The 18768-nt window shown below is 58.2% G+C and carries 24 protein-coding genes; 3 read left to right on the top strand and 21 right to left on the bottom strand.

The window, feature by feature from the left end:
* The first annotated feature begins 20 nt into the window (after window positions 1-20).
* The gene (yjgA, locus tag GZH91_RS03925; protein ID WP_147074526.1) at window positions 21-563 is read left to right on the top strand and encodes a ribosome biogenesis factor YjgA; all 543 of its coding nucleotides are present in this window, start codon (window positions 21-23) and stop codon (window positions 561-563) included.
* A 37-nt stretch (window positions 564-600) separates the two neighbouring features.
* On the opposite strand, the gene GZH91_RS03920 is transcribed toward yjgA, so the two are convergent.
* From GZH91_RS03920 to pal, 5 genes are all read right to left on the bottom strand, one after another.
* Window positions 601-1782 (bottom strand): YeeE/YedE family protein, encoded by a 1182-nt coding sequence (locus tag GZH91_RS03920; protein WP_147074527.1) that lies wholly within the window; start codon window positions 1780-1782, stop codon window positions 601-603.
* A gap of 162 nt (window positions 1783-1944) precedes the next feature.
* On the bottom strand, window positions 1945-2634 hold the full coding sequence (queC, locus tag GZH91_RS03915; RefSeq protein ID WP_147074528.1) for a 7-cyano-7-deazaguanine synthase QueC: 690 nt from the start codon (window positions 2632-2634) through the stop codon (window positions 1945-1947).
* Window positions 2631-3281, bottom strand: a complete 651-nt coding sequence (gene queE, locus GZH91_RS03910) for a 7-carboxy-7-deazaguanine synthase QueE (RefSeq protein ID WP_198415453.1) — start codon at window positions 3279-3281, stop codon at window positions 2631-2633. Before queE ends, queC begins: the two co-directional genes overlap by 4 nt.
* Window position 3282: 1 nt before the next feature.
* A complete protein-coding gene (gene ybgF / locus GZH91_RS03905) occupies window positions 3283-4074 on the bottom strand; it encodes a tol-pal system protein YbgF (RefSeq protein ID WP_223264613.1) in 792 nt (263 codons plus the stop codon).
* A gap of 6 nt (window positions 4075-4080) precedes the next feature.
* Window positions 4081-4653, bottom strand: a complete 573-nt coding sequence (gene pal, locus GZH91_RS03900) for a peptidoglycan-associated lipoprotein Pal (protein ID WP_147074530.1) — start codon at window positions 4651-4653, stop codon at window positions 4081-4083.
* A 31-nt stretch (window positions 4654-4684) separates the two neighbouring features.
* Here pal and GZH91_RS03895 point away from each other — a divergent pair, with 31 nt between their 5' ends.
* The gene (locus GZH91_RS03895; protein ID WP_147074531.1) at window positions 4685-5026 is read left to right on the top strand and encodes a hypothetical protein; all 342 of its coding nucleotides are present in this window, start codon (window positions 4685-4687) and stop codon (window positions 5024-5026) included.
* Here the strand turns inward: GZH91_RS03895 and tolB are convergent.
* The 12 genes from tolB to GZH91_RS03835 all read right to left on the bottom strand — a co-directional run bounded on the left by tolB (window position 5023) and on the right by GZH91_RS03835 (window position 13202).
* On the bottom strand, window positions 5023-6309 hold the full coding sequence (gene tolB, locus GZH91_RS03890; protein WP_147074532.1) for a Tol-Pal system beta propeller repeat protein TolB: 1287 nt from the start codon (window positions 6307-6309) through the stop codon (window positions 5023-5025). The genes GZH91_RS03895 and tolB overlap by 4 nt on opposite strands.
* A 30-nt stretch (window positions 6310-6339) precedes the next feature.
* On the bottom strand, window positions 6340-7224 hold the full coding sequence (locus GZH91_RS03885) for a cell envelope integrity protein TolA (RefSeq protein ID WP_147074533.1): 885 nt from the start codon (window positions 7222-7224) through the stop codon (window positions 6340-6342).
* On the bottom strand, window positions 7224-7643 hold the full coding sequence (gene tolR, locus GZH91_RS03880) for a protein TolR (RefSeq protein WP_147074534.1): 420 nt from the start codon (window positions 7641-7643) through the stop codon (window positions 7224-7226). Before tolR ends, GZH91_RS03885 begins: the two co-directional genes overlap by 1 nt.
* 3 nt (window positions 7644-7646) lie before the next feature.
* A complete protein-coding gene (gene tolQ, locus GZH91_RS03875; RefSeq protein ID WP_147074546.1) occupies window positions 7647-8330 on the bottom strand; it encodes a protein TolQ in 684 nt (227 codons plus the stop codon).
* Window positions 8331-8332: 2 nt separating this feature from the next.
* Entirely contained in the window at window positions 8333-8734 is a 402-nt protein-coding gene (gene ybgC / locus GZH91_RS03870; RefSeq protein WP_147074535.1) for a tol-pal system-associated acyl-CoA thioesterase, read from the bottom strand.
* Window positions 8727-9770, bottom strand: coding sequence for a Holliday junction branch migration DNA helicase RuvB (gene ruvB / locus GZH91_RS03865; RefSeq protein WP_147074536.1), 1044 nt, complete (start codon window positions 9768-9770; stop codon window positions 8727-8729). Before ruvB ends, ybgC begins: the two co-directional genes overlap by 8 nt.
* Window positions 9767-10345, bottom strand: a complete 579-nt coding sequence (gene ruvA, locus GZH91_RS03860) for a Holliday junction branch migration protein RuvA (RefSeq protein WP_147074537.1) — start codon at window positions 10343-10345, stop codon at window positions 9767-9769. Before ruvA ends, ruvB begins: the two co-directional genes overlap by 4 nt.
* Window positions 10346-10463: 118 nt before the next feature.
* Complete coding sequence (gene ruvC, locus GZH91_RS03855) at window positions 10464-10991, bottom strand: crossover junction endodeoxyribonuclease RuvC (protein ID WP_174861866.1); 528 nt, start codon at window positions 10989-10991, stop codon at window positions 10464-10466.
* 33 nt (window positions 10992-11024) lie between these two features.
* A complete protein-coding gene (locus tag GZH91_RS03850) occupies window positions 11025-11750 on the bottom strand; it encodes a YebC/PmpR family DNA-binding transcriptional regulator (RefSeq protein ID WP_147074538.1) in 726 nt (241 codons plus the stop codon).
* 383 nt (window positions 11751-12133) lie between these two features.
* Window positions 12134-12469: a DUF2173 family protein gene (locus GZH91_RS03845; protein ID WP_147074539.1), complete on the bottom strand. Its 336-nt coding sequence runs from the start codon at window positions 12467-12469 to the stop codon at window positions 12134-12136.
* A 32-nt stretch (window positions 12470-12501) separates the two neighbouring features.
* The gene (locus GZH91_RS03840; protein WP_223264614.1) at window positions 12502-12834 is read right to left on the bottom strand and encodes a DUF2173 family protein; all 333 of its coding nucleotides are present in this window, start codon (window positions 12832-12834) and stop codon (window positions 12502-12504) included.
* Window positions 12835-12845: 11 nt separating this feature from the next.
* Window positions 12846-13202, bottom strand: a complete 357-nt coding sequence (locus GZH91_RS03835; protein ID WP_147074540.1) for a DUF2173 family protein — start codon at window positions 13200-13202, stop codon at window positions 12846-12848.
* A 279-nt stretch (window positions 13203-13481) separates the two neighbouring features.
* On the opposite strand from GZH91_RS03835, the gene GZH91_RS03830 reads away from it, so the two are divergent.
* Window positions 13482-14245 (top strand): IS5 family transposase gene (locus tag GZH91_RS03830; protein ID WP_161984164.1). Its coding sequence is split into 2 segments (ribosomal slippage): window positions 13482-13854 and window positions 13854-14245, totalling 765 coding nucleotides; the frame shifts between segments, so codons are not numbered across the junction.
* 300 nt (window positions 14246-14545) lie between these two features.
* On the opposite strand, the gene GZH91_RS03825 is transcribed toward GZH91_RS03830, so the two are convergent.
* The 4 genes from GZH91_RS03825 to GZH91_RS03810 all read right to left on the bottom strand — a co-directional run bounded on the left by GZH91_RS03825 (window position 14546) and on the right by GZH91_RS03810 (window position 18666).
* Window positions 14546-14779, bottom strand: a complete 234-nt coding sequence (locus GZH91_RS03825; RefSeq protein WP_147074850.1) for a hypothetical protein — start codon at window positions 14777-14779, stop codon at window positions 14546-14548.
* 84 nt (window positions 14780-14863) lie between these two features.
* Window positions 14864-16021: a cardiolipin synthase ClsB gene (gene clsB / locus GZH91_RS03820; protein ID WP_147074851.1), complete on the bottom strand. Its 1158-nt coding sequence runs from the start codon at window positions 16019-16021 to the stop codon at window positions 14864-14866.
* Window positions 16018-16770 (bottom strand): endonuclease/exonuclease/phosphatase family protein, encoded by a 753-nt coding sequence (locus tag GZH91_RS03815; RefSeq protein WP_147074852.1) that lies wholly within the window; start codon window positions 16768-16770, stop codon window positions 16018-16020. Before GZH91_RS03815 ends, clsB begins: the two co-directional genes overlap by 4 nt.
* Before the next feature lie 105 nt (window positions 16771-16875).
* Window positions 16876-18666, bottom strand: a complete 1791-nt coding sequence (locus GZH91_RS03810; RefSeq protein WP_198415390.1) for a phosphodiesterase — start codon at window positions 18664-18666, stop codon at window positions 16876-16878.
* Between the last annotated feature and the right edge of the window lie 102 nt (window positions 18667-18768).

Genomic DNA, 18768 nt, shown 5'->3' with positions numbered 1-18768 from the left:
TTACCCTCCCCCTGCGCACCATGGACGATCTCGAACAACCCATCAGCAAAAGTGAAATCAAACGCCAGATGACCGCGCTGCAAAAGCTCGGCGAAGAACTGGTCGCCTTACCCGCCAGCAAGCTGGATCAGCTGGACTTGCCGGAAACCCTGCGCGACGCGGTGAACCAGGCCAAACGCATCACTGCACATGGCGGCCTGCGCCGTCAGATGCAGTATATCGGCCGCCTGATGCGCATTACCGACGCGCAACCGATAGCCGACCAGCTCAACGCCTGGCGCGGCGACAGCGCCGAGGTGATCGCCGAATTTCACCGCATGGAAAACTGGCGCACACGCCTGCTGGCCGATGACGCGGTACTGACCGAGTTTGTCGATGCCTGCCCGCAGGCCGACGCCCAGCAGCTGCGTACCCTGATCCGCAATGCGCGCCGGGAAGCCGCAGCCGCACAGGCGCCGAAAAGCAGCCGGGCGCTATTCAAGTTGATTCGTGAACTGGTTTCAAGCGATGCAACGGATGGGCAGGAGCAGACGGATGAACAAGAAAAAGGGCAGGATGCCTAGTATCCTGCCCTCGTTTGAATCAGCTACGCTGCGTAGTTCAGGCTTCGCGCATCATGATCATGTATTGCACTTTCATGGTGATCGCGCTGCCCGCCACAATCGCGAAAAATGCGATAAATGAGCCCAGGGCAAGCGTAGACACCCCGGTAATGCCCTGACCGATGGTGCATCCCAGCGCCAGCACACCGCCGAAACCCATCAAGGCTGCACCGATAACATGGGTTACAAAGTCCTTGAAGGAAGCAAACCACTCGATGCGGAAACTGCGGCTCACCAGCGACCACAGGAACGAGCCTGCGACCACTCCCAGCAGTGCCATGACGCCAAAGGTCAGCAGGCCTTTATTGAATCCGGAAGCTGTATAACCCCACATCTGCCCCATCGGGTTGATAAAGGTGAATGATTGCGGGCTGAGCGGGCGGACGTCGGCCGGTTTGCCGGCATCCGAGTCCGCCAGGAAATCCCATTGCTGGCCATAGTCCAGCAGCGTGTGGCGTGAGCCATCCACCTGGACACTGATGTTGCTGGTCACATACCAGGCCCCGAGTACCGCCAGCCCCACCACCAGACCGCCGATAATGAGATCGCGGTTAGTGCGGAAATCGGCCGATTTGAAAATATAGGCGAGCAGCGCCAGCCCCAGTATTGCACCGATGATCAGGCGTGCCATGACAGCGTTTTGCGCGCCAGCCAGGAGGGTGCCCAAATCCTGGTGACCGCCCAGATTGATCGCAAGCGGACGCAGCCAGCCGTTAAACAGCACGCTGAACAGCGTCTTGTCTGAACCTGGAAACGGGTTGGTCATGTAGTAGGCGATGACAGCAATGATCAGCACCACGACAATGGATTTAAGGTTGCCGCCGCCAATACGGATCAGGCTCTTGTTACCGCAACCTGACGCCAGCGTCATCCCGATCCCGAACATCAAGCCGCCCAGCAGGTTTTCTGCCCAGATGAATTGCGCACCGCGGTACGGAGGGAAGGACGCATCCGGATTCACTTTTCCGAAATATTCCAGCACCACGACGCCCAGCAGTGCCACCGCAATGGCCAGCAGCCACGAGCGCATGCGACCGGTGTCGCCCATGTTGACCCAGTCCGATACGGCACCCATGGTGCAAAAGTTGGTCTTGTTGACGACTGCGCCCAATATCAACGCAATGCCGAAGGTAAGCCAGAGGAACATCGACTGTCCCTGCTGAAATGTATCAAAAATCATTTTTCCTTACTCCTGTTACGGTAACGCACTGCCGCACGTACAATTTTATATTTTGTAGCCATTTAACAACGTCCTGCGCCCAGCCATCCGGCGCCTGACGCATGTTTAATAGACTACCCGTTCACAACCATTGTCCTGATCAAACCCAGGGACGACGCTGAGTTACCCAGGACTCGCCACATACCGCGTTGCATCCGCCACGCCCGCTTCGACGAAGCCTTGCCGGCGCAACCGGCACGCATCGCATACGCCACAGGCACGCCCTGTCGCATCGGCCTGATAACAGGAAACTGTGGCCGTGTAATCCACCCCCAGCCCGGTTCCCAGGCCAACAATCTGCGCTTTGGACAACTGCATCAGGGGCGTGTGGATGCGCAGTTGCTTGCCTTCAACGCCAGCCCTGGTGGCCAGATTCGCCATCGCCTCAAAAGCTGCGATGTATTCTGGCCGACAATCGGGGTAGCCGGAGTAATCCACCGCATTCACGCCAATGAAAATGTCGCGGCTCTCCAGCACCTCTGCCCAAGCCAGTGCAATCGAGAGCATGATGGTATTACGCGCCGGGACATAGGTCACTGGTATGCCTGTACTGGCTTGCTCCGGCACGGCAATGTTCGCATCGGTAAGCGCGGAGCCACCGAACACCGCCAGATCGAGATTGAATACGCGATGCTCCGCCGCACCCTGCTGGGCAGCCACCCGCGCCGCCGCATCCAGTTCGGCGCGGTGGCGCTGGCCGTAATCAAAACTCAAGGCGTGACAGGCAAATCCGCTGCTGCGGGCAATAGCCAGAACCGTTGCGGAATCCAGTCCGCCGGAAAGCAATATGACTGCGCGTCGCGTCCCGCTCATCGCCCCGCCACTTCGCCCCAGAAAATCTTGTGCAGCTGTACCTGCACCCGCACTGGCAGGCGGTCACGCAGAACCCAGTCAGCCAGCTGGCCAGCGCCAAGCTGGCCATGCACAGGAGAGAACAATACCGGACAACGCTGCGCCAGCTTATGCTCATGCAGCATGGCGCGCGCCCACTTGTAGTCGGCTGCATCCGCGATGACGAATTTTATTTCGTCGTGCGGGGCAAGGTAATTCAGGTTGTCCCAATAATTTTTTGCCACCTCGCCCGAGCCCGGGGTTTTGATGTCCACTATTCTGGAAACCCGCTGATCAACGCCACTGATGTCCAGCGCACCGCTGGTTTCAAGGGACACATCGTAGCCGGCATCACACAGAGCAGCGAGCAATGGCGGTGCATTTTTTTGGGCGAGGGGTTCACCCCCGGTGACGGTGACATAGCGCGGCGCATACTCCGCCACCTGCTGCAGGATAGCGGCGATGGTCATGCCGGTACCGCCATGAAAAGCGTAGGCGGTGTCGCAATAACCACAGCGTAGCGGACAGCCGGTAAGCCGGATGAATACCGTAGGCAGGCCAGCACGGCTGGTTTCGCCTTGCACGGAATAGAAAATCTCGGTGATGCGGAGGGTGGCGTCGAACAAGATACTACTTCAACGCTTCCAGGCGTTTTTGCGCCAGCGCCGAGGCACTGCTGTCCGGGTATTTGGCAATCAGCGTCTGCAGGGTCTTGCGGGCGGCAGCAAGGTCACCCAGCTCCAGTTGCGCGCTGGATATATTGAGCATGGCATCCGGCACTTTAGGGCTATCGGGGTGAGACGCAATCAGTTTTTTCTGCTGCGCAATGGCCGTCTTGTAATCCTTGATGGAGAAATAGGCATTACCTATCCAGTATTGCGCGCTGGGTGTCAGCGCGCTGTCCGGATATGTCTTGATAAAACCCTTGAATGCGGTAATCGCGGCCGGATAGTTACCTGCCTTGAACTGGTTTAACGCGGCTTCGTAGTCGCGTGCGCTGTCGCCACCGGCAGCGGGCTGCGCGGGCACCGCGGACGCGGCTTTATCGGATGCGCCGCTGGTTGCCGCCGGGGCAGCAGGCGCGCTATCGAGATGCGCCAGGTTGCGCAGCCGGGTATCCAGGTCCATGTACAGGTCATTCTGGCGTTTTTGCGTCATGCTGATGTCGTTGGACTGCACGTCCACGTCGCCACGCAGGCGCTTGACCTGCGATTTGAGCGCTTCGACTTCAGACAACAGGTTGAGCATCGCACCGTTTTGCAGCATAGATTCAAGCCTGCCGATACGGGCATCCATGCTGCTGATCTGGGATTGCATATCGGCCAGACGGCGCGCCACCTCCGCGTCATCTGCCCATACCGGAAGGCAGACGCCGGCAAGGCAGACAGCCAGCAGCAGACGGGGAAATGACGCGCGCATCATCCGCTGTTACTCGCCTTGATAGACGATGTCGACGCGGCGGTTTTCTTTCCAGGCGGCTTCGTTTTCACCGATGGCTTTGGGTTTTTCTTCCCCGAAGCTGATCGCTTCCATCTGTGCTTCGGGCACACCCATGACATTCAGCACCTTGCGCACGCTGTCGGCACGGCGTTGACCCAGCGCCAGGTTGTATTCGCGGCTGCCGCGGTCATCGGTATTGCCCTGCAGCGTCACTTTGGCATCCTTGTGGCTGCTCAGGTAACCGGCGTGCGCCTGCAGGGTTGGACGGTAGCTCTCCTGCACCACCGAGCTGTCGAAATCGAAATACACGCTGCGTTGCGCCAGCGGGCTGTTAGGGTCTTTGAGCGGATCAACCTGCTTGTTCCTGGCGGCTTCCTGCTCGGCGATGCGGCGTTGTTCCAGCGCACGCAGCTCGGCAGCCTTTTCTGCTGCTGCTTTTGCCGCTGCATCCTGTTGTGCTTTTTGCGCGTTCATATCCACCACATTGGCGGGTTTTTCCTGCATCGACGAACAGCCGGCAAGCACGCCCACCAGCAGCAGACTCAGTATCGTTTTGTTCATGTTATTTCCTTTGAGTTTAGGTTAATTACAGGTGCAACCAGTCGAACAAGTCATTGCCCAGGCCAGCATGGCTGCATTGCGGCCTGGGCAAATTCATCATAGTGCCAAACATGCCCATGGCAAGCACAGGCATGTTAAAACATTTTCTGATGATCCTGCGTTCATGGCACAGTTTCCTGTGGAACAGGCATTCGCTTGTTGTTCAAGTGCGATTTTGGCCAACTCCCCAGATTGTGCCTGCACGTCGGGTACCTCCCAGCATGCACTTTATTACGAACAACAAAAGGCAATGCCACCCCCGCATCCAAGCCCAACAGGGCTTGGGATGCTGGATTTCATTGCGAGTTCCTTGCTGACAATTTCGTCAGCTTAAGGCCCCCAGGCCGGTTCGCGCATGTCGCCGGCGCGATCGGATAAACGGGTACGCGTTTTGCCATCGACCGACACCGTTGCCAGTATCCCGCGGCCGTTGATCTCGGTCGCGTAAACAATCATGCTGCCATTGGGCGCAAAGCTGGGCGATTCATCGTGCGTGGTATCGGTCAGCACCTGTACCTGGCCGCTGCCGAGGTCTTGCAGCGCCACCTGAAAACGTCCGGCATCGCGACGAATGTAAGCAAAACTTTTGCCGTTCGGACTCCACGCCGGCGAGACGTTATAGTTGCCGTCAAAGGTGACGCGCTTGATATCGCCGCCGCTGGCAGACATGCGGTAAATCTGCGGGCTGCCGCCGCGGTCGGAGGTAAACAGCAATGACTTGCCATCCGGACTCCATGCCGGCTCGGTATCAATATTGCCGCCATGGGTAAGTCGAGTCACACCTGTGCCGTCGGCCTTGATGGTGTAAATTTGCGAACCGTTGTCGCGCGACAGCACCACCGCCAGCTGCGTACCATCCGGCGACCAGGCGGGCGCGCTGTTGCTGCCCTTGAAATTGGCCAGCACGCGGCGTGAACCGCTGGCGAGCGACTGTACGTAAATCACCGGTTTTTTGTTCTCAAACGAGACATACGCGATGCGCGTGCCGTCTGGCGACCAGGCCGGCGAAATTAACGGCTGCACCGAATTCACCACGACTTGTGGATCCTGCCCGTCGGAATCCGCTACCAGCAACTGATAGTGTTTGCCGTGCTTGATGATATAGGCAATGTGGGTGGAAAAAGAACCGGGGATGCCGGTGAGTTTTTCATACACCACGTCGGCAATCTTGTGGCCGGTGGCGCGCAACTGCGCAGGTGCGATGGTGTAGTTGAGCGCGGCGACCTGGGTTTGCTTGACCACGTCCATCAGCCGAAAACGCACTTCCAGCCGCCCATCCGGCAGCGGAGTGATGCGGCCGATCACTGCGGCGTCGCTGCCCAGTGCACGAAATGCGGGGAACTGAACATCCCCTGCATCAGTGGGCGCCGGAACCACGCTGCGCGCGTCTATCAGCTTGAACTGGCCGCTACGCTCCAGGTCGCCTCCTACCACGTCGCTAATGACCTGCGCCTGCGCCGGCGCCCCGGCGAACGGCACAATGGACACCGGAATGCGGCTGATCGCGCCGCCGAACACCTCGATAGTCATCGCTGCCCACGCGCTTTGGCCCAGGCCAAACAGCAGCAGCAGAACGGCGAATCGGGTCAGCTTTGTATTAATCCAGTCGGTCTTCATAAGTTGTCCATTTTAACATATCCATCCATCTCAATTTTCCTGCTTGGGCTGGATCGGCAGGACCAGATCATGGAAGCGTGCGGCCACCGTTTTGTCCGGCGGCAACGGCAGCGGCACCGCTTTCAGAATGGCGCGTTCCACCGCCGTATCGTAAGCGGGCTGGCCACTGCTGCTGATCAGCTTGACCTGCGCGACTTCACCGCTGGGCAATACCGTCACGGCGAATACGGCCTTGGGGTTGCCGACCATGTTCTCCGGCAGATTCAACATGCTGGCGATCTTGCTACGGATGCGTTCCTTGTAAGCCGCCTCCATTTTGGCCTGCTCGGCACCCAGCCTGCTCGCCTGTTCGGCCTGACGCAGCCGGCTGGTTTCGTTCGCCAATTCCTTGTTCATGATATCGCGCGCTTGCTGCTCGTTCAGCTTACGCAGCGCTTCCTGCTTGTGTTTCAGCTCGTCCTGCTTGCGTTTTGCGTCCTGTTGCTGTTTTTGTTGCTGTTTTTCCTGCTCGGCCAGTTTGCGTTGTTCCGCCTCTTGCTGTTGCAGCAGCTGCTGCTTGCGCTGCTGCGCCTCAGCCTGCTTTTGCTGCGCAAGCTGCGCCTGCTGCTTGCGCTCCTGACGTTGCTTTTGCTCGCGTTCCTTCTGCTTTTTTTCCTTCAGCGCAATGTCGGGACGCGGCTGCGCCGGTGGTGGTTCCACCACCGGTTCGGGCTTGGGTTTTGGGGCCGGCCGAGGCTGGACCACTGGCCGCGCTGGAGGTGGCGGCAACGCTTCCCACAAGTCCGCCATCACCGGCGCCGGCGGATGGGATTTCCAGTTCACGCTGAATATCAAAAACACGATAAACAGCAAGTGCACCAGCACTGCCAGTATGGCCGCCGGCAAGCGCCCGGGAGAGGCCTTATCCTCACGCATCAGCTGGCTCCGGGTTTGGCTAGCAGCCCCAAACGCCTGACGTGGTTTTGCTGCATCAGGCTCATCACTTTCATCACTTCTTCATAGCGCACATTCTTGTCGGCGGCGATGACGACTGGCTGATCCGGATTGGCACGCTGTTTTTCGTTGATGATGTCGGCCAGCTCGGTGCGCGTGACGGCGTTATCTGCGCTGCCTGTGGCACGGTCGCGCAGACGCAGCCTGCCGTCGGCACGGATGGTGACTTCAATCGGTTCCACCGGAACCGACTGGGATTTGGCCACGCTGGGCAACGCCACCTGGCCGGGGTTGATCAGCGGCGCAGTGATCATGAAAATAATCAGCAGCACCAGCATCACGTCGATGTAGGGCACCACGTTGATCTGGTTCATCTGCTTGCGCGGGCGACGGCTGCTCATGCATCAAGCCCTGTGTGCCTGGCGTTGCAGGATGTTGGAGAACTCCTCCATGAAGCTCTCAAAGCGGTTGGCCAGGCGATCAATGTCGTGGGTATAGCGGTTGTACGCCACGACCGCCGGTATTGCGGCAAACAGCCCCATGGCTGTGGCAATCAGCGCCTCGGCAATCCCCGGCGCCACATTTGCCAGCGTGGCCTGCACCACATTGGACAGGCCACGAAAAGCATTCATGATGCCCCACACCGTGCCGAACAACCCGACGTAAGGGCTCACCGAGCCGACAGTCGCGAGGAACGCCAGGTTCGATTCCAGCCTGTCCATCTCGCGCTGATAGGTGGCGCGCATGGCGCGGCGCGCGCCATCCATCACCGCTCCCATATCCATGCCGGGCTGCCCCTTGAGCTTGCTGAACTCGCGGAATCCTGCTTCAAAAATACGCTCCAGCTCGCCCGCCTGTTTCCAGTCCTGCGCGGCGCGCTTGTACAGGGTGTGAAGGTCGGCACCGCTCCAGAATTCCTTCTCGAAGGCCTCGGCCATGCGGCTGGCACGCCGGATGGCGAACATTTTGAGGAAAATGTACCACCATGACATGAACGACGCGACCAGCAACAGCCCCATCACGAATTGCACTGCCAGACTGGCGTTTCCGACCAGCGCCAGCATGGAAAGATCCTGGCTTAACCCGATATTCACGCTAGTTGTTCCAATGCCTGTAAAAGAGTGTCCGGTATTTTAACCGGTTTGAATGACAGCGAGCTGACGCACGCCACTTCCGTCTCACCGCTTGCCAGCAAGCTGTCGCGCACAATATTCTGGGCAAAAACGATACGGCACTGGCCAAAGCGCTTGACCGTGCTGGCCACGCTGAGTTCATCGTTAAAGCGCGCTGGCCGCAGGTATTCCACTGTCGCGCGCCGCACCACGAACATCACGCCATGCGCGGCCGCCAGTACGGTCTGTTCGAAGCCCAGCGCACGCAGCCACTCGGTACGGGCGCGCTCCATGAACTTGAGATAATTGGCGTAATACACCACACCGCCGGAATCGGTGTCTTCGTAATACACCCGCACCGGCCACACGAACTCAGACATCGCCATCCCATAATTCCGCTGCTGCCGTCTTGCCGGGTGCGGCCAGACCAAAGTGGCGGTAAGCCATGGCGGTAGCCATCCTGCCCCTGGGCGTGCGCTGCAAATAGCCCTGCTGGATGAGATAGGGTTCGAGCACGTCCTCGATGGTGTCGCGCTCTTCGCCGATGGCAGCGGCGAGGTTGTCCAGCCCAACCGGGCCGCCGTCGAATTTCTCCAGCACGGCGGCGAGCAGTTTGCGATCCATCACGTCCAGTCCGGCGCTGTCCACGTCGAGCATCACCAGCGCGGCATCGGCCACGCTACGGCTCACGATGCCATCGGCGCGCACCTCGGCATAGTCGCGTACCCGGCGCAGCAGCCGGTTGGCGATGCGCGGCGTGCCGCGCGAGCGGCGCGCGATTTCGAATGCTCCGTCATCCACGATGGTCATCTCCAGCAGATGCGCTGAACGGGCCACGATGCGCGACAGCTCTTCCGGTGTGTAGAACTCCAGCCGGGCGACGATGCCGAAGCGGTCGCGCAGCGGGTTGGTGAGCATGCCGGCGCGGGTGGTGGCGCCGACCAGGGTAAACGGCGGCAGGTCGAGCTTGACCGAGCGCGCCGCCGGGCCTTCGCCGATCATGATGTCGAGCTGGAAATCCTCCAGCGCCGGGTAGAGTATTTCCTCCACCACCGGGCTCAGGCGGTGGATTTCGTCGATAAACAAGACGTCGTTGGGTTCGAGGTTGGTGAGCAAGGCGGCCAGATCGCCGGCGCGCTCCAGCACCGGTCCGGAAGTGTGGCGCATGTTCACGCCCATCTCGCGGGCGATGATGTGCGCCAGCGTGGTCTTGCCCAGTCCGGGCGGGCCGAACAGCAATACATGATCGAGTGATTCACGACGCTTGCGCGCCGCCTCGATGAAAATGCCGAGCTGTCCGCGCGCCTTCTCCTGGCCGACGTATTCGGACAAGTTCTTGGGGCGCAGCGCGCGCTCGATTTGTTCCTCTGCGACGCTTTGCGCAGCAGGGGCGATGAGCCGGTCGGTTTCGATCATGTTTTCGAGAGCAATTTAAGCGCCTGGCGGATGCCGTCTTCCACGCCGGTAGCGGCTGCCAACTGACGCACGGCGTGGACGGCTTCGCGTTCATTGTACCCCAGCGCCAGCAGCGCATTGAGCACGTCGCCTCCGGCGGCCGCCACCCCGCCCTGCCCCGCCCCCGGCAGGGCGTCGGCGAGCCTGCCCTTGAGTTCCAGCAGCAGGCGCTCGGCGGTTTTCTTGCCGATGCCGGGGATTTTGGTGAGGCGCCCGGTCTCCTGCATCGCCACGGCCTGCGCCAGCTCGTTCGCATTCATGCCGGACAGCACCGCCAGCGCCATTTTCGCACCGACGCCGGTGATCCTGATGAGCTGACGGAAAGTGGCACGCTCCGCTTCGCTGCCGAAGCCATACAGCAGCTGCGCGTCCTCGCGTACCACCAGATGAGTATGCAGGGCCACCCGTTCGCCGATGGCGGGCAGGTTGTAGAAGGTGCTCATGGGCACGTCGATTTCGTAGCCCATGCCGTGCACGTCCACCACCACCTGCGGCGGATGCTTTTCGATGAGGGTGCCGGTGATTCTGCCGATCATGGGTTGCCCTTATGGGGTTAAATCTGAAAACGGCTATTGAAGCACGGGGAGAACAGTGAAGGCAAAAGGCAAAATTCAAGCCCCCTGGGCTTGCCTTTTGCCTTCCCCGTGGCGAGCTTTAAACCAGACGCCCGTTTTTGACCCGATAGCCCGCCGTGGCGAAGCCGCCCAACCCTTGTCCGCCGTGAGCGTGGCAGAGGGCGCAGGCCAGCGCATCGGCGGCGTCCGGGCTGGGTACGCCGGGCAGATTCAGCAGGCGTTTGACCATCTCCTGTACCTGCTCCTTGGCGGCGTGGCCGTTGCCCACCACCGCCTGTTTCACTTGCAGCGCGGTATATTCGGCCACCGGCAGCGCCTCCAGCACCGCCGCGCATATTGCCGCACCGCGCGCCTGGCCGAGCAGCAGGGTGGACTGCGGATTGACGTTGACGAACACCTTTTCCACCGCCACCTGCTGCGGCTGGTTGCTCTGAATCACCTCGCGCAGGCTCAGCAGGATGACTTTCAGCCGCTCCGGCAACGCCCCCTCCCCGCTCTTGATGCAGCCGCTGGTGAGGTACTGGATGCGGCTGCCGGTTTTTTCGATGACGCCGAAGCCGGTGATGCGCAGGCCGGGGTCGATGCCGAGGATACGGATGCTATTCACCTTGACGCGTTCAAGCCGGTCAGATAATGGCGGCTACTCATTAATCACTGCGGAGGTAAACACCTCCTGCACGTCGTCCAGGGACTCCAGTGCATCCAGCAGCTTTTGCATTTTTTCCGCATCGTCGCCACTCAGCTCGGTTTCATTCAGCGCCTTCATGCTCACTTCAGCGAATTCCGGCTTGAATCCAGCCGCTTCCAGCGCCTGTTTGATGGTGTGCAACTCGTACGGCGGCGTAATGACTTCGATACTGCCATCCTCGTGGCTGACAATATCATCCACACCCGCTTCCAGTGCGGCTTCCATCAGCTTGTCCTCGTCGGTCCCGGGAGCGAACAAGAGCTGGCCACAGTGCTTGAACTGGAACGCCACCGAACCTTCGGCGCCCATGTTGCCGCCATGCTTGCTGAAGGCATGGCGCACGTCGGCGACGGTACGCACCTTGTTGTCGGTGAGACAATCCACTATCACCGCCGCGCCATTGATGCCGTAACCCTCATAACGCACTTCCTCGTAGTTCACACCCTCCAGCTCACCAGAGCCGCGTTTAATGGCGCGTTCCGTGGTGTCTTTCGGCATGTTGGCATCGAAGGCCTTGTCCATGGCCAGACGCAAGCGCGGGTTACAACTGCTGTCGCTGCCACCCAATCTGGCGGCGACGGTGATTTCTTTAATCAAGCGCGTGAAAATCTTGCCGCGCTTGGCGTCCGTCGCGGCTTTCTTGTGTTTGATATTCGCCCATTTGCTGTGGCCGGACATAACTACCTCTTGGTTCTGAAAAATGCGTCAATCTTACCATTTTGGCCCCGCTCCCGATAACCCACCACGACCGAACCTCTGCCCATTGCCAAAACCAGCCAATCGCTCTTCCTGCTGCCGCAAATGGCCAACCGTCACGGTCTCATATTATGTAAAAGAAGCGGATCGGGAATGCGCCTACGAACTACTCAAAGGCCGCACCGGCGAGCGGTTCGGAAATGGAGCGACGGATTATTCGTGGCATGCTGAGGTCACTCGCTGCGCGAGCAGTGGCAGGATGAGAGCAGACCACATTACGTTCACTACACACCAGTTTTTTCATAATCGTTTAACTTGACTTGGAACTGGATATTCACGCTGATCAAGCCAGCAGGAAGGTGAGCCTATTCGTGCCCCACTTCCGACAGGACGTGCACTACCTCGTTGAAAGACACCCCGGCGTTGCTTACAAAACAGACCACATTTGCGATCGTGCAGATGGACAACGCATCGCCCAGCATCATCCATCCCCGAGGCGGCCAACCCGCCATGCCGGAAATGGTCATGAGGACATTGCTGCTTTGATGAGAGATGCGCCCATTGGCGTAACACAGCTGCGCCGCCAGACTTGCATTCTCTTGATCCAACTCACCTACCGACTCGGCCAGGGAACCGTCATCATTGAAGCGAAATGCGGCAACCACGCCCTTGATCACAAGCAGGTTTTCCAGATCAATCATGGTTCCATCCTCCTTTCCCGACGCCGGCGTGGCTAGGTATCTTCATTGAAGAGCGTGTAAGCCTGGTCGTAATCAAAATCCTTGCCGCGCGCGAGGATGGCCTGGCCTCCCATACCCATCATGACATGATCCAGACTCAGGAAGGCAAAACCGCGTTCTGGCAGAAAACCCTGCTGGCCAGTATATTTTGCCCATCCCGTGGCCTGCATGCGGTAAATGGCTACGTTAGCGGCGCACATCTGAGCGACAACTTCGGCGAAACCACGTTCAAGTTCGCCACGCATCTCGCCCAGCTCTCCAGTGCAGGAAAACTCAATTGCACCATACACGCCCGGCAAAGACATCAATTGATCCAATGTAGGCATATTGCTCCCTTTCATTCAGTACTGTTTTCTTCAACACCCGCCGATTGGCGCATGACCGAGATCACCTCGCTGAACGAAGTCTCCTGCGCATGCAGAATGCACATGCTGTCGCGTATGCTGGTAATGCACATTTCGGGACCCCACATCGCCCAGCCATAGCAGGACTCCCAGCCCGACTTATCCGCCAGATGATCCAAGAAAAGGCCCTGCATCTCCATGGTGAGGGTAATGGAAGAACACAAACTAGCCATTGCTGCGGCTTCCGCCGCGGAGAAAGGTCCTTCGAACTCTTCCAGCAATCCTTTTCTTGAAAAAAGACCCGCAGCCATGACACCTGGAAGTTTCAGCAATTCGGATGATCTTGACATGGATACCTCTCAATTATTTTCAGAGCGGGGCGGGCAGCTATAAATAACGAAGTCCTTTTGACTATAGAAGAAATTGAAAAAATCGCATCAAATGGGATACCGATGGGGAAACACGAGCGTTGATCCCGCCAGGGTCTTGGCGCAACAGCCTTCCGGCACGCTTTTCGGAGGGGCCTGCGATCGAGGTGGCGCCCGACGCTGGCACAGATGGTCGATTTGTTAGATACTGTCGTCACAAGATGTGGCAAAATATGGTTTTCGTAAAAAACTCATAACCGAATGCCAGAAACCATCCATCGACACGACATTACGGACAAACATTGGGCCTTGCTCGAACCGCATTTACCTGGGCGCGCAGGTGTTTGGGGTGGAGTGGTACAAGATAACCGCCGATTTATCAATGCGGTGTTTTGGATTCTTCGCACGGGTGCGCCGTGGCGAGACCTGCCTGCCTCGTATGGAGGATGGAAAAACACCCATCGACGCTTTTGCCGTTGGCGCGATCAAGGCATTTGGGAGTCGTTGCTGGAAAAGCTCATTGTCGAGCCGGATTACGAATGGCTCATGATCGATGCCAGCCATTGCAAGGTTCCCCCCCATGCCGCTGGGGCACGCGGAGGCAATCAAGGCATGAGCCGTACAAAAGGGGGCTCAACACAAAGATACATCTGGCCGTGGATGCGCATGGTATGCCGCTCAGAGCAGTTATTACAGAAGGTACCCGAGCAGATTGCGCTGAGGCTGACCAATTGATTGAGGGATTTCAGATGGAGCACCTTCTTGCCGACAAAGGCTACGACAGCGATGCGATCGTGGCGAAAGTCGAGGAACAAGGAGCAAAAGCGGTTATTCCGCCGCGCAAAAACCGTAAACAACCCAGAGAGTACGATAAGCATCTCTACAAGCTACGCCATTTGGTCGAGAACGCATTCTTGCATCTCAAGCGGTGGCGAGGGATCGCCACCCGCTATGCGAAAAACTTGTCATCCTTCGTGGCTGCCGTACAAATTCGCTGTCTTACCCTTTGGCTGACTATCTCGTGACGACAGTACCTAGCGAGTGCTGCACCGGATTAATGCAAAATACGCTCTATATTAGTGCTCCGCCTGTGTCCGTCATGCCTTATTAAAAACGAACAGCGGAGAACCACGGGGGCAAGGCCAAGGCTTCTCGTTGTTTTAACGGCAAGGGCACCGGGAAAAGTCCAGCCATACAACATTTACCGACGCAACTCCCAGGCCGAAAGTGAATTTCAAACAGCTGTGGTATGACAAGCATGCGATGACCTCGGGGCGAAGGCGCTGATACGTTTCGCCCGGAGCACTACCGCAATTCAATGCAGGTCACAGCCCCACTAACTGTGCATCCACACCGCGGCCGGTGAGATTTTGATGGATGCTGCGCATGCTGGTGCAGTCGGGATCATAGGCGACCAGCATGAGATGCGGAGCAGATTGTGAAACATGCGCGCTGATGACGCAGGGGTCTTCGCGCACGCAGTCTTCCAGCACGCCTTTTTCGGAAGGACCGAGATTACGATCGAGATGGAACATGACACTGGCGATGGATGTGAGCATGATTCTGCCTCCTGTCATTTCAATATAGGCCAGCTATCCCGCATCTGGCTGGCCATAAGATAATTTCATCGCGCCACACATTCTTCAGCTTTGCTTGCCGTACCCCAGCATTCCCATCATGAAGCGCACCGTACCATAGGCCAGCCAGACCAGGCTGCGCTTGTACCAGGGCCGATGCACCCAACTGTCGTGAATAAGGCACTGGCTGCCTGTATCCATGGCTGTTTGCAGGCTGGCACGCAGTTGCGCGGCAAATGAGCTGTCTTCGACCACCACATTGGCCTCGCGCGCCAGCAACAGGCTGAACGGGTCTATATTGCTGGAGCCGACGGTTGCCCAGTAGCGGTCTATTACCGCTACTTTGGCGTGCAGAAAACTCTTATGGTATTCACATATTTTTATCCCTGCCGCCAGAAATTGGCCATACAGGGCGCGCGTGGCATAGTGCAGCAGGCGGTATTCCACCCTGCCCTGCAATAGCAAAGTAACGCGCACGCCGCGTTCGGCCGCCTCGATCAATGTACGGCGGAAACGGATACCGGGCAGGAAGTAGGCATTGGCAATAATAATTTCACTGCGCGCTGCACTGATGGCATCCAGATAAGCTTGCTCAATGTCGCGCCGATGACGCAGGTTATCGCGTATCAGCAGCGCAGCATGCTGGTCGCCTGCTGGTGCAGTGTGCACAACTGAGTGCGGCAGACGCGAGCGGCGGCGGCCTTGGGTCCATTTAACCAGCTTCCACAGGCGCCGCATCACGGGCACGATTTGAGCGAGTATCGGACCCTCCACCTGCACCGCATAGTCGTAGCGCGGCGGAATCTGGCCGGGGGTGTCCATGTCGTCAATGATATTGATACCACCCACGAACGCGATGCGCGCATCTGCCATGCACAGCTTGCGGTGCAGGCGGCGCAGGCGGTTGCGGCGCAGGTGCAGCAGGCCGGGCTCGGGGCGAAATATCAATATCTCGACGCCATCGCGGCGCATCTCGTTCAGCAACATGTGTGGCAGTGTCTTGCAACCGAATCCGTCCAGCATCAAACGCACATTCACTCCACGCAATGCAGCACGCGACAGGGCGGCGGCAATCGTGCGCCCGGTCGGGTCGTCTGCAAAAATATAGGTTTCCAGATGGACTTCGTGCTGCGCAGCGTCTATCGCCGCCTGCAGCGCGGGAAAAAATTCCCTACCGTTTTGTAGCAGGGTAATGCGGTTACCGGACAGGAGACCGGGTGTCATGCGTGTTGTAGGGTTGCAGTGAGCGCGGCGTGGTCAGAAATGCGCCGCCAGCTGGCGCCGTGCAATACGCGCGCGTCCGCCACGTCAAAGCCGCGCACGTAGATTCGGTCGAGGTGGAACATCGGAAATGCCGAGGGGAAACTGCGCGCCGGGCTACCGTGGGCAAGCTCGAACACTTCTCTAAGCCCCAATTCCTGCGCCAGCTGCTTCCCGGCCCGGATGCGCCAGTCGTTGAAGTCACCGGCAATAATGAGCGGCGCGCCATCCGGTACTGCGCTACGGATACGTTCGGCCAGCAAATGCATCTGAATGGTACGGCCGCGTTCGAACAAGCCCATGTGCACGCACAGGCAATGCAGCTCTCGTTTCATCCCCGGCACCGCCATCTCGGCGTGTAGCAGGCCACGTGATTCGTAGGCGTGGGCGGAAATATCCAGATTCTCCCAGCGCAGGATGGGATAGCGCGACAAGATGGCATTGCCGTGGTGGCCTGCATCGTAGACGGCGTTTTTGCCGTAGGCGAAGTCCTCCCATACGCTGTCGGCGAGAAATTCGTATTGGGGCGTGGTGGGCCAGTTAGCGAAACGCTCCGCGTGGCCAGCGTGGCTACCTTGCACTTCCTGCAGAAACACAATCTGCGCGGACAGCGCCCGTAGCCGCTCACGCAGCTCGTGGATGACCATGCGTCGGTTAAAGTGGGAAAACCCTTTATGGATGTTGTAGCTGGCGACGCGCAGAACGATACTCATGGCCCTATGATAGCAATTCCTGCGGTCGAAGCGTCGGCTCGATGTGTCCCTGAAGCACAGCCTGATGGAGGATGGCTTGTCCATGCGCATCATAATCATGGATGGCTATGCGGCAACGCGTGGCTGCTCACGCCCCGGCGCGCTGCTGCGCTTATCAACGTAGAGGCTGGAGCCCGGGGTGCGTTTTGCCATTTTTTTTACTTCCGTCGCAGCCGCAGCGACCTCGTGATGTCCGGCAAATCGTCCCGGCGCAACCTGTACCACCCCAATGGATAATGCGGGGAAAGAATGAAATTCCATGTTGCCGCGCCGGTCTTCCGCCACATAGCCGCCGTCAGCCAGGATTTGGGCTGACAGCATCCGCGCAAGGTTGCTGTCAAATGCATCCAGTGTCTTGCGGCAACGCTGCTCCCAATCCGTGCTCTGGAAAAGTATAAAGAAATCATCACCGCCGATATGCCCGACAAAATCCATGTCCGGATCGCAATGCACAGATAGCAAATTGGCTGTCATCTGGATGACTTCATCCCCCTTGCGATAGCCGTAGACATCATTGAAGGGCTTGAAATGATCCAGGTCGGCATAGCACGCACAAAACGCCTGCTTATTTTCCAGCAAACGTTCGGTATGTTCGCTGATCGGCACGTTTCCTGGCAGCAGGGTCAGGGGGTTGGCATAGCGCGCTGCCTGGATTTGCATCCGGGTGATTTCCTGCATCAGGTCAAAGCTCGATCCCACACCCATGTAGCGCCTCCGATCGGTGAAGATATACCCATCGGCAAAATTGCTTTTACCCTTGTTGACAACCAGTTGGCTCAATTCGGCCACGGATGTTTTGATATCGACAATCAGCGGGGCGCTGTCCATGAACATGGCGCAAGGCTTGCGGCCATACAATTCACGCGTGTACACACGTGAAAAACGGTCAATCAGCATGCCGCGATTGATCAACCCGACAGGCACGCCATCTTTAACCACCGGCAAGGCGTGGAGCTTGGGATGCGCCTGCAATACATTGAGCACTTCTTCGCTCATTGCATCCGGCGATACCGAAGGCGCTTCAATCAGCAATTTTCTGGATTGATTCTTGCGGGCGTCAATTTTCCGGGTATGTGGATAAACGCAAATTTGTGCACTGGCCATGCACTCCAGCACTTCCTGGCTGGGCGAATGGGCCGGACGGTCTAGCGGGTGACCTATGAAATAGCCTTGCCCGAAACAGATACCCATGTCCTTGATGACCTGGAACTCGGCCCGGTTCTCGATGCCTTCCGCAATCAAGCGCGCGCCGCCGTTCTCGGCGATTTGCTGTATGGAACGGATGAATTGCAGCTTGGTGGGGTCCTGGTGAATCCCATGGACAAAATGCTTGTCTATTTTTACATAATCCGGCTGCAGTTCTGACCACAGCCTGAGACTGGAAAAGCCTTCACCCAAGTCATCCAGCGCAATCTGGAATCCCTGTGCACGCAACGCCATGACCGCTTCCACCACCGGCGCCAACGCCATCTTGGGAGAACTTTCGGTAATCTCGAAAACAATACGATCACGCGGGAAATCTTCTCTGGTGAGGCGTGCCTGGACTGCATCGGTTTTCAGGCAACCTTCCAGCAAACCCAGCGGACTCACATTCAAAAACAGGCGTCCGGGTAGCGCTCGCTTGATGAACCAGTCAAGCACGGTAGCCGCACACAGGGACTCCAGGCGGGCTGACAAGCCAAATTGCTCGGCAGTAGTCAGCAGCTTGATGGGGGCATGCAACGGACTGTCGGAAGGACCGCGGATCAGGCCTTCATAGCCTATCAGCTGGCCCGCGCGCAAATCCATGATGGGTTGGAAAACAGCCTGGAGGGTTCCGTTTTCCAGGATATCCAGCAACAGGTCACGCGGTCCCATGGACATTCTACCCATTAACAAAATAACCTGTGCATCCTATATGCACAATATGTCATTTACGTGACCACCCTGGCTACGCAAAACATCCTGAACGGATGCCAG

This window comes from Sulfuriferula plumbiphila, assembly GCF_009938015.1.
GTDB classification, from domain to species: domain Bacteria; phylum Pseudomonadota; class Gammaproteobacteria; order Burkholderiales; family Sulfuriferulaceae; genus Sulfuriferula; species Sulfuriferula plumbiphila.
Note: the sequence above shows the minus strand (reverse complement) of the source record. Positions and strands in the feature narration are given on the sequence as shown.

Excerpts from the sequence above, each read along its gene's own strand:
- yjgA (WP_147074526.1), top strand. The coding sequence starts at position 21 with ATGGACGATCTCGAACAACCCATCAGCAAAAGTGAAATCAAACGCCAG.
- GZH91_RS03920 (WP_147074527.1), bottom strand. The coding sequence starts at position 1,782 with ATGATTTTTGATACATTTCAGCAGGGACAGTCGATGTTCCTCTGGCTT.
- queC (WP_147074528.1), bottom strand. The coding sequence starts at position 2,634 with ATGAGCGGGACGCGACGCGCAGTCATATTGCTTTCCGGCGGACTGGAT.
- ybgF (WP_223264613.1), bottom strand. The coding sequence starts at position 4,074 with ATGATGCGCGCGTCATTTCCCCGTCTGCTGCTGGCTGTCTGCCTTGCC.
- pal (WP_147074530.1), bottom strand. The coding sequence starts at position 4,653 with ATGAACAAAACGATACTGAGTCTGCTGCTGGTGGGCGTGCTTGCCGGC.
- tolB (WP_147074532.1), bottom strand. The coding sequence starts at position 6,309 with ATGAAGACCGACTGGATTAATACAAAGCTGACCCGATTCGCCGTTCTG.
- GZH91_RS03885 (WP_147074533.1), bottom strand. The coding sequence starts at position 7,224 with ATGCGTGAGGATAAGGCCTCTCCCGGGCGCTTGCCGGCGGCCATACTG.
- tolR (WP_147074534.1), bottom strand. The coding sequence starts at position 7,643 with ATGAGCAGCCGTCGCCCGCGCAAGCAGATGAACCAGATCAACGTGGTG.
- ybgC (WP_147074535.1), bottom strand. The coding sequence starts at position 8,734 with ATGTCTGAGTTCGTGTGGCCGGTGCGGGTGTATTACGAAGACACCGAT.
- ruvB (WP_147074536.1), bottom strand. The coding sequence starts at position 9,770 with ATGATCGAAACCGACCGGCTCATCGCCCCTGCTGCGCAAAGCGTCGCA.
- ruvA (WP_147074537.1), bottom strand. The coding sequence starts at position 10,345 with ATGATCGGCAGAATCACCGGCACCCTCATCGAAAAGCATCCGCCGCAG.
- GZH91_RS03850 (WP_147074538.1), bottom strand. The coding sequence starts at position 11,750 with ATGTCCGGCCACAGCAAATGGGCGAATATCAAACACAAGAAAGCCGCG.
- GZH91_RS03845 (WP_147074539.1), bottom strand. The coding sequence starts at position 12,469 with ATGATTGATCTGGAAAACCTGCTTGTGATCAAGGGCGTGGTTGCCGCA.
- GZH91_RS03840 (WP_223264614.1), bottom strand. The coding sequence starts at position 12,834 with ATGCCTACATTGGATCAATTGATGTCTTTGCCGGGCGTGTATGGTGCA.
- GZH91_RS03835 (WP_147074540.1), bottom strand. The coding sequence starts at position 13,202 with ATGTCAAGATCATCCGAATTGCTGAAACTTCCAGGTGTCATGGCTGCG.
- GZH91_RS03825 (WP_147074850.1), bottom strand. The coding sequence starts at position 14,779 with ATGCTCACATCCATCGCCAGTGTCATGTTCCATCTCGATCGTAATCTC.
- clsB (WP_147074851.1), bottom strand. The coding sequence starts at position 16,021 with ATGACACCCGGTCTCCTGTCCGGTAACCGCATTACCCTGCTACAAAAC.
- GZH91_RS03815 (WP_147074852.1), bottom strand. The coding sequence starts at position 16,770 with ATGAGTATCGTTCTGCGCGTCGCCAGCTACAACATCCATAAAGGGTTT.
- GZH91_RS03810 (WP_198415390.1), bottom strand. The coding sequence starts at position 18,666 with ATGGGACCGCGTGACCTGTTGCTGGATATCCTGGAAAACGGAACCCTC.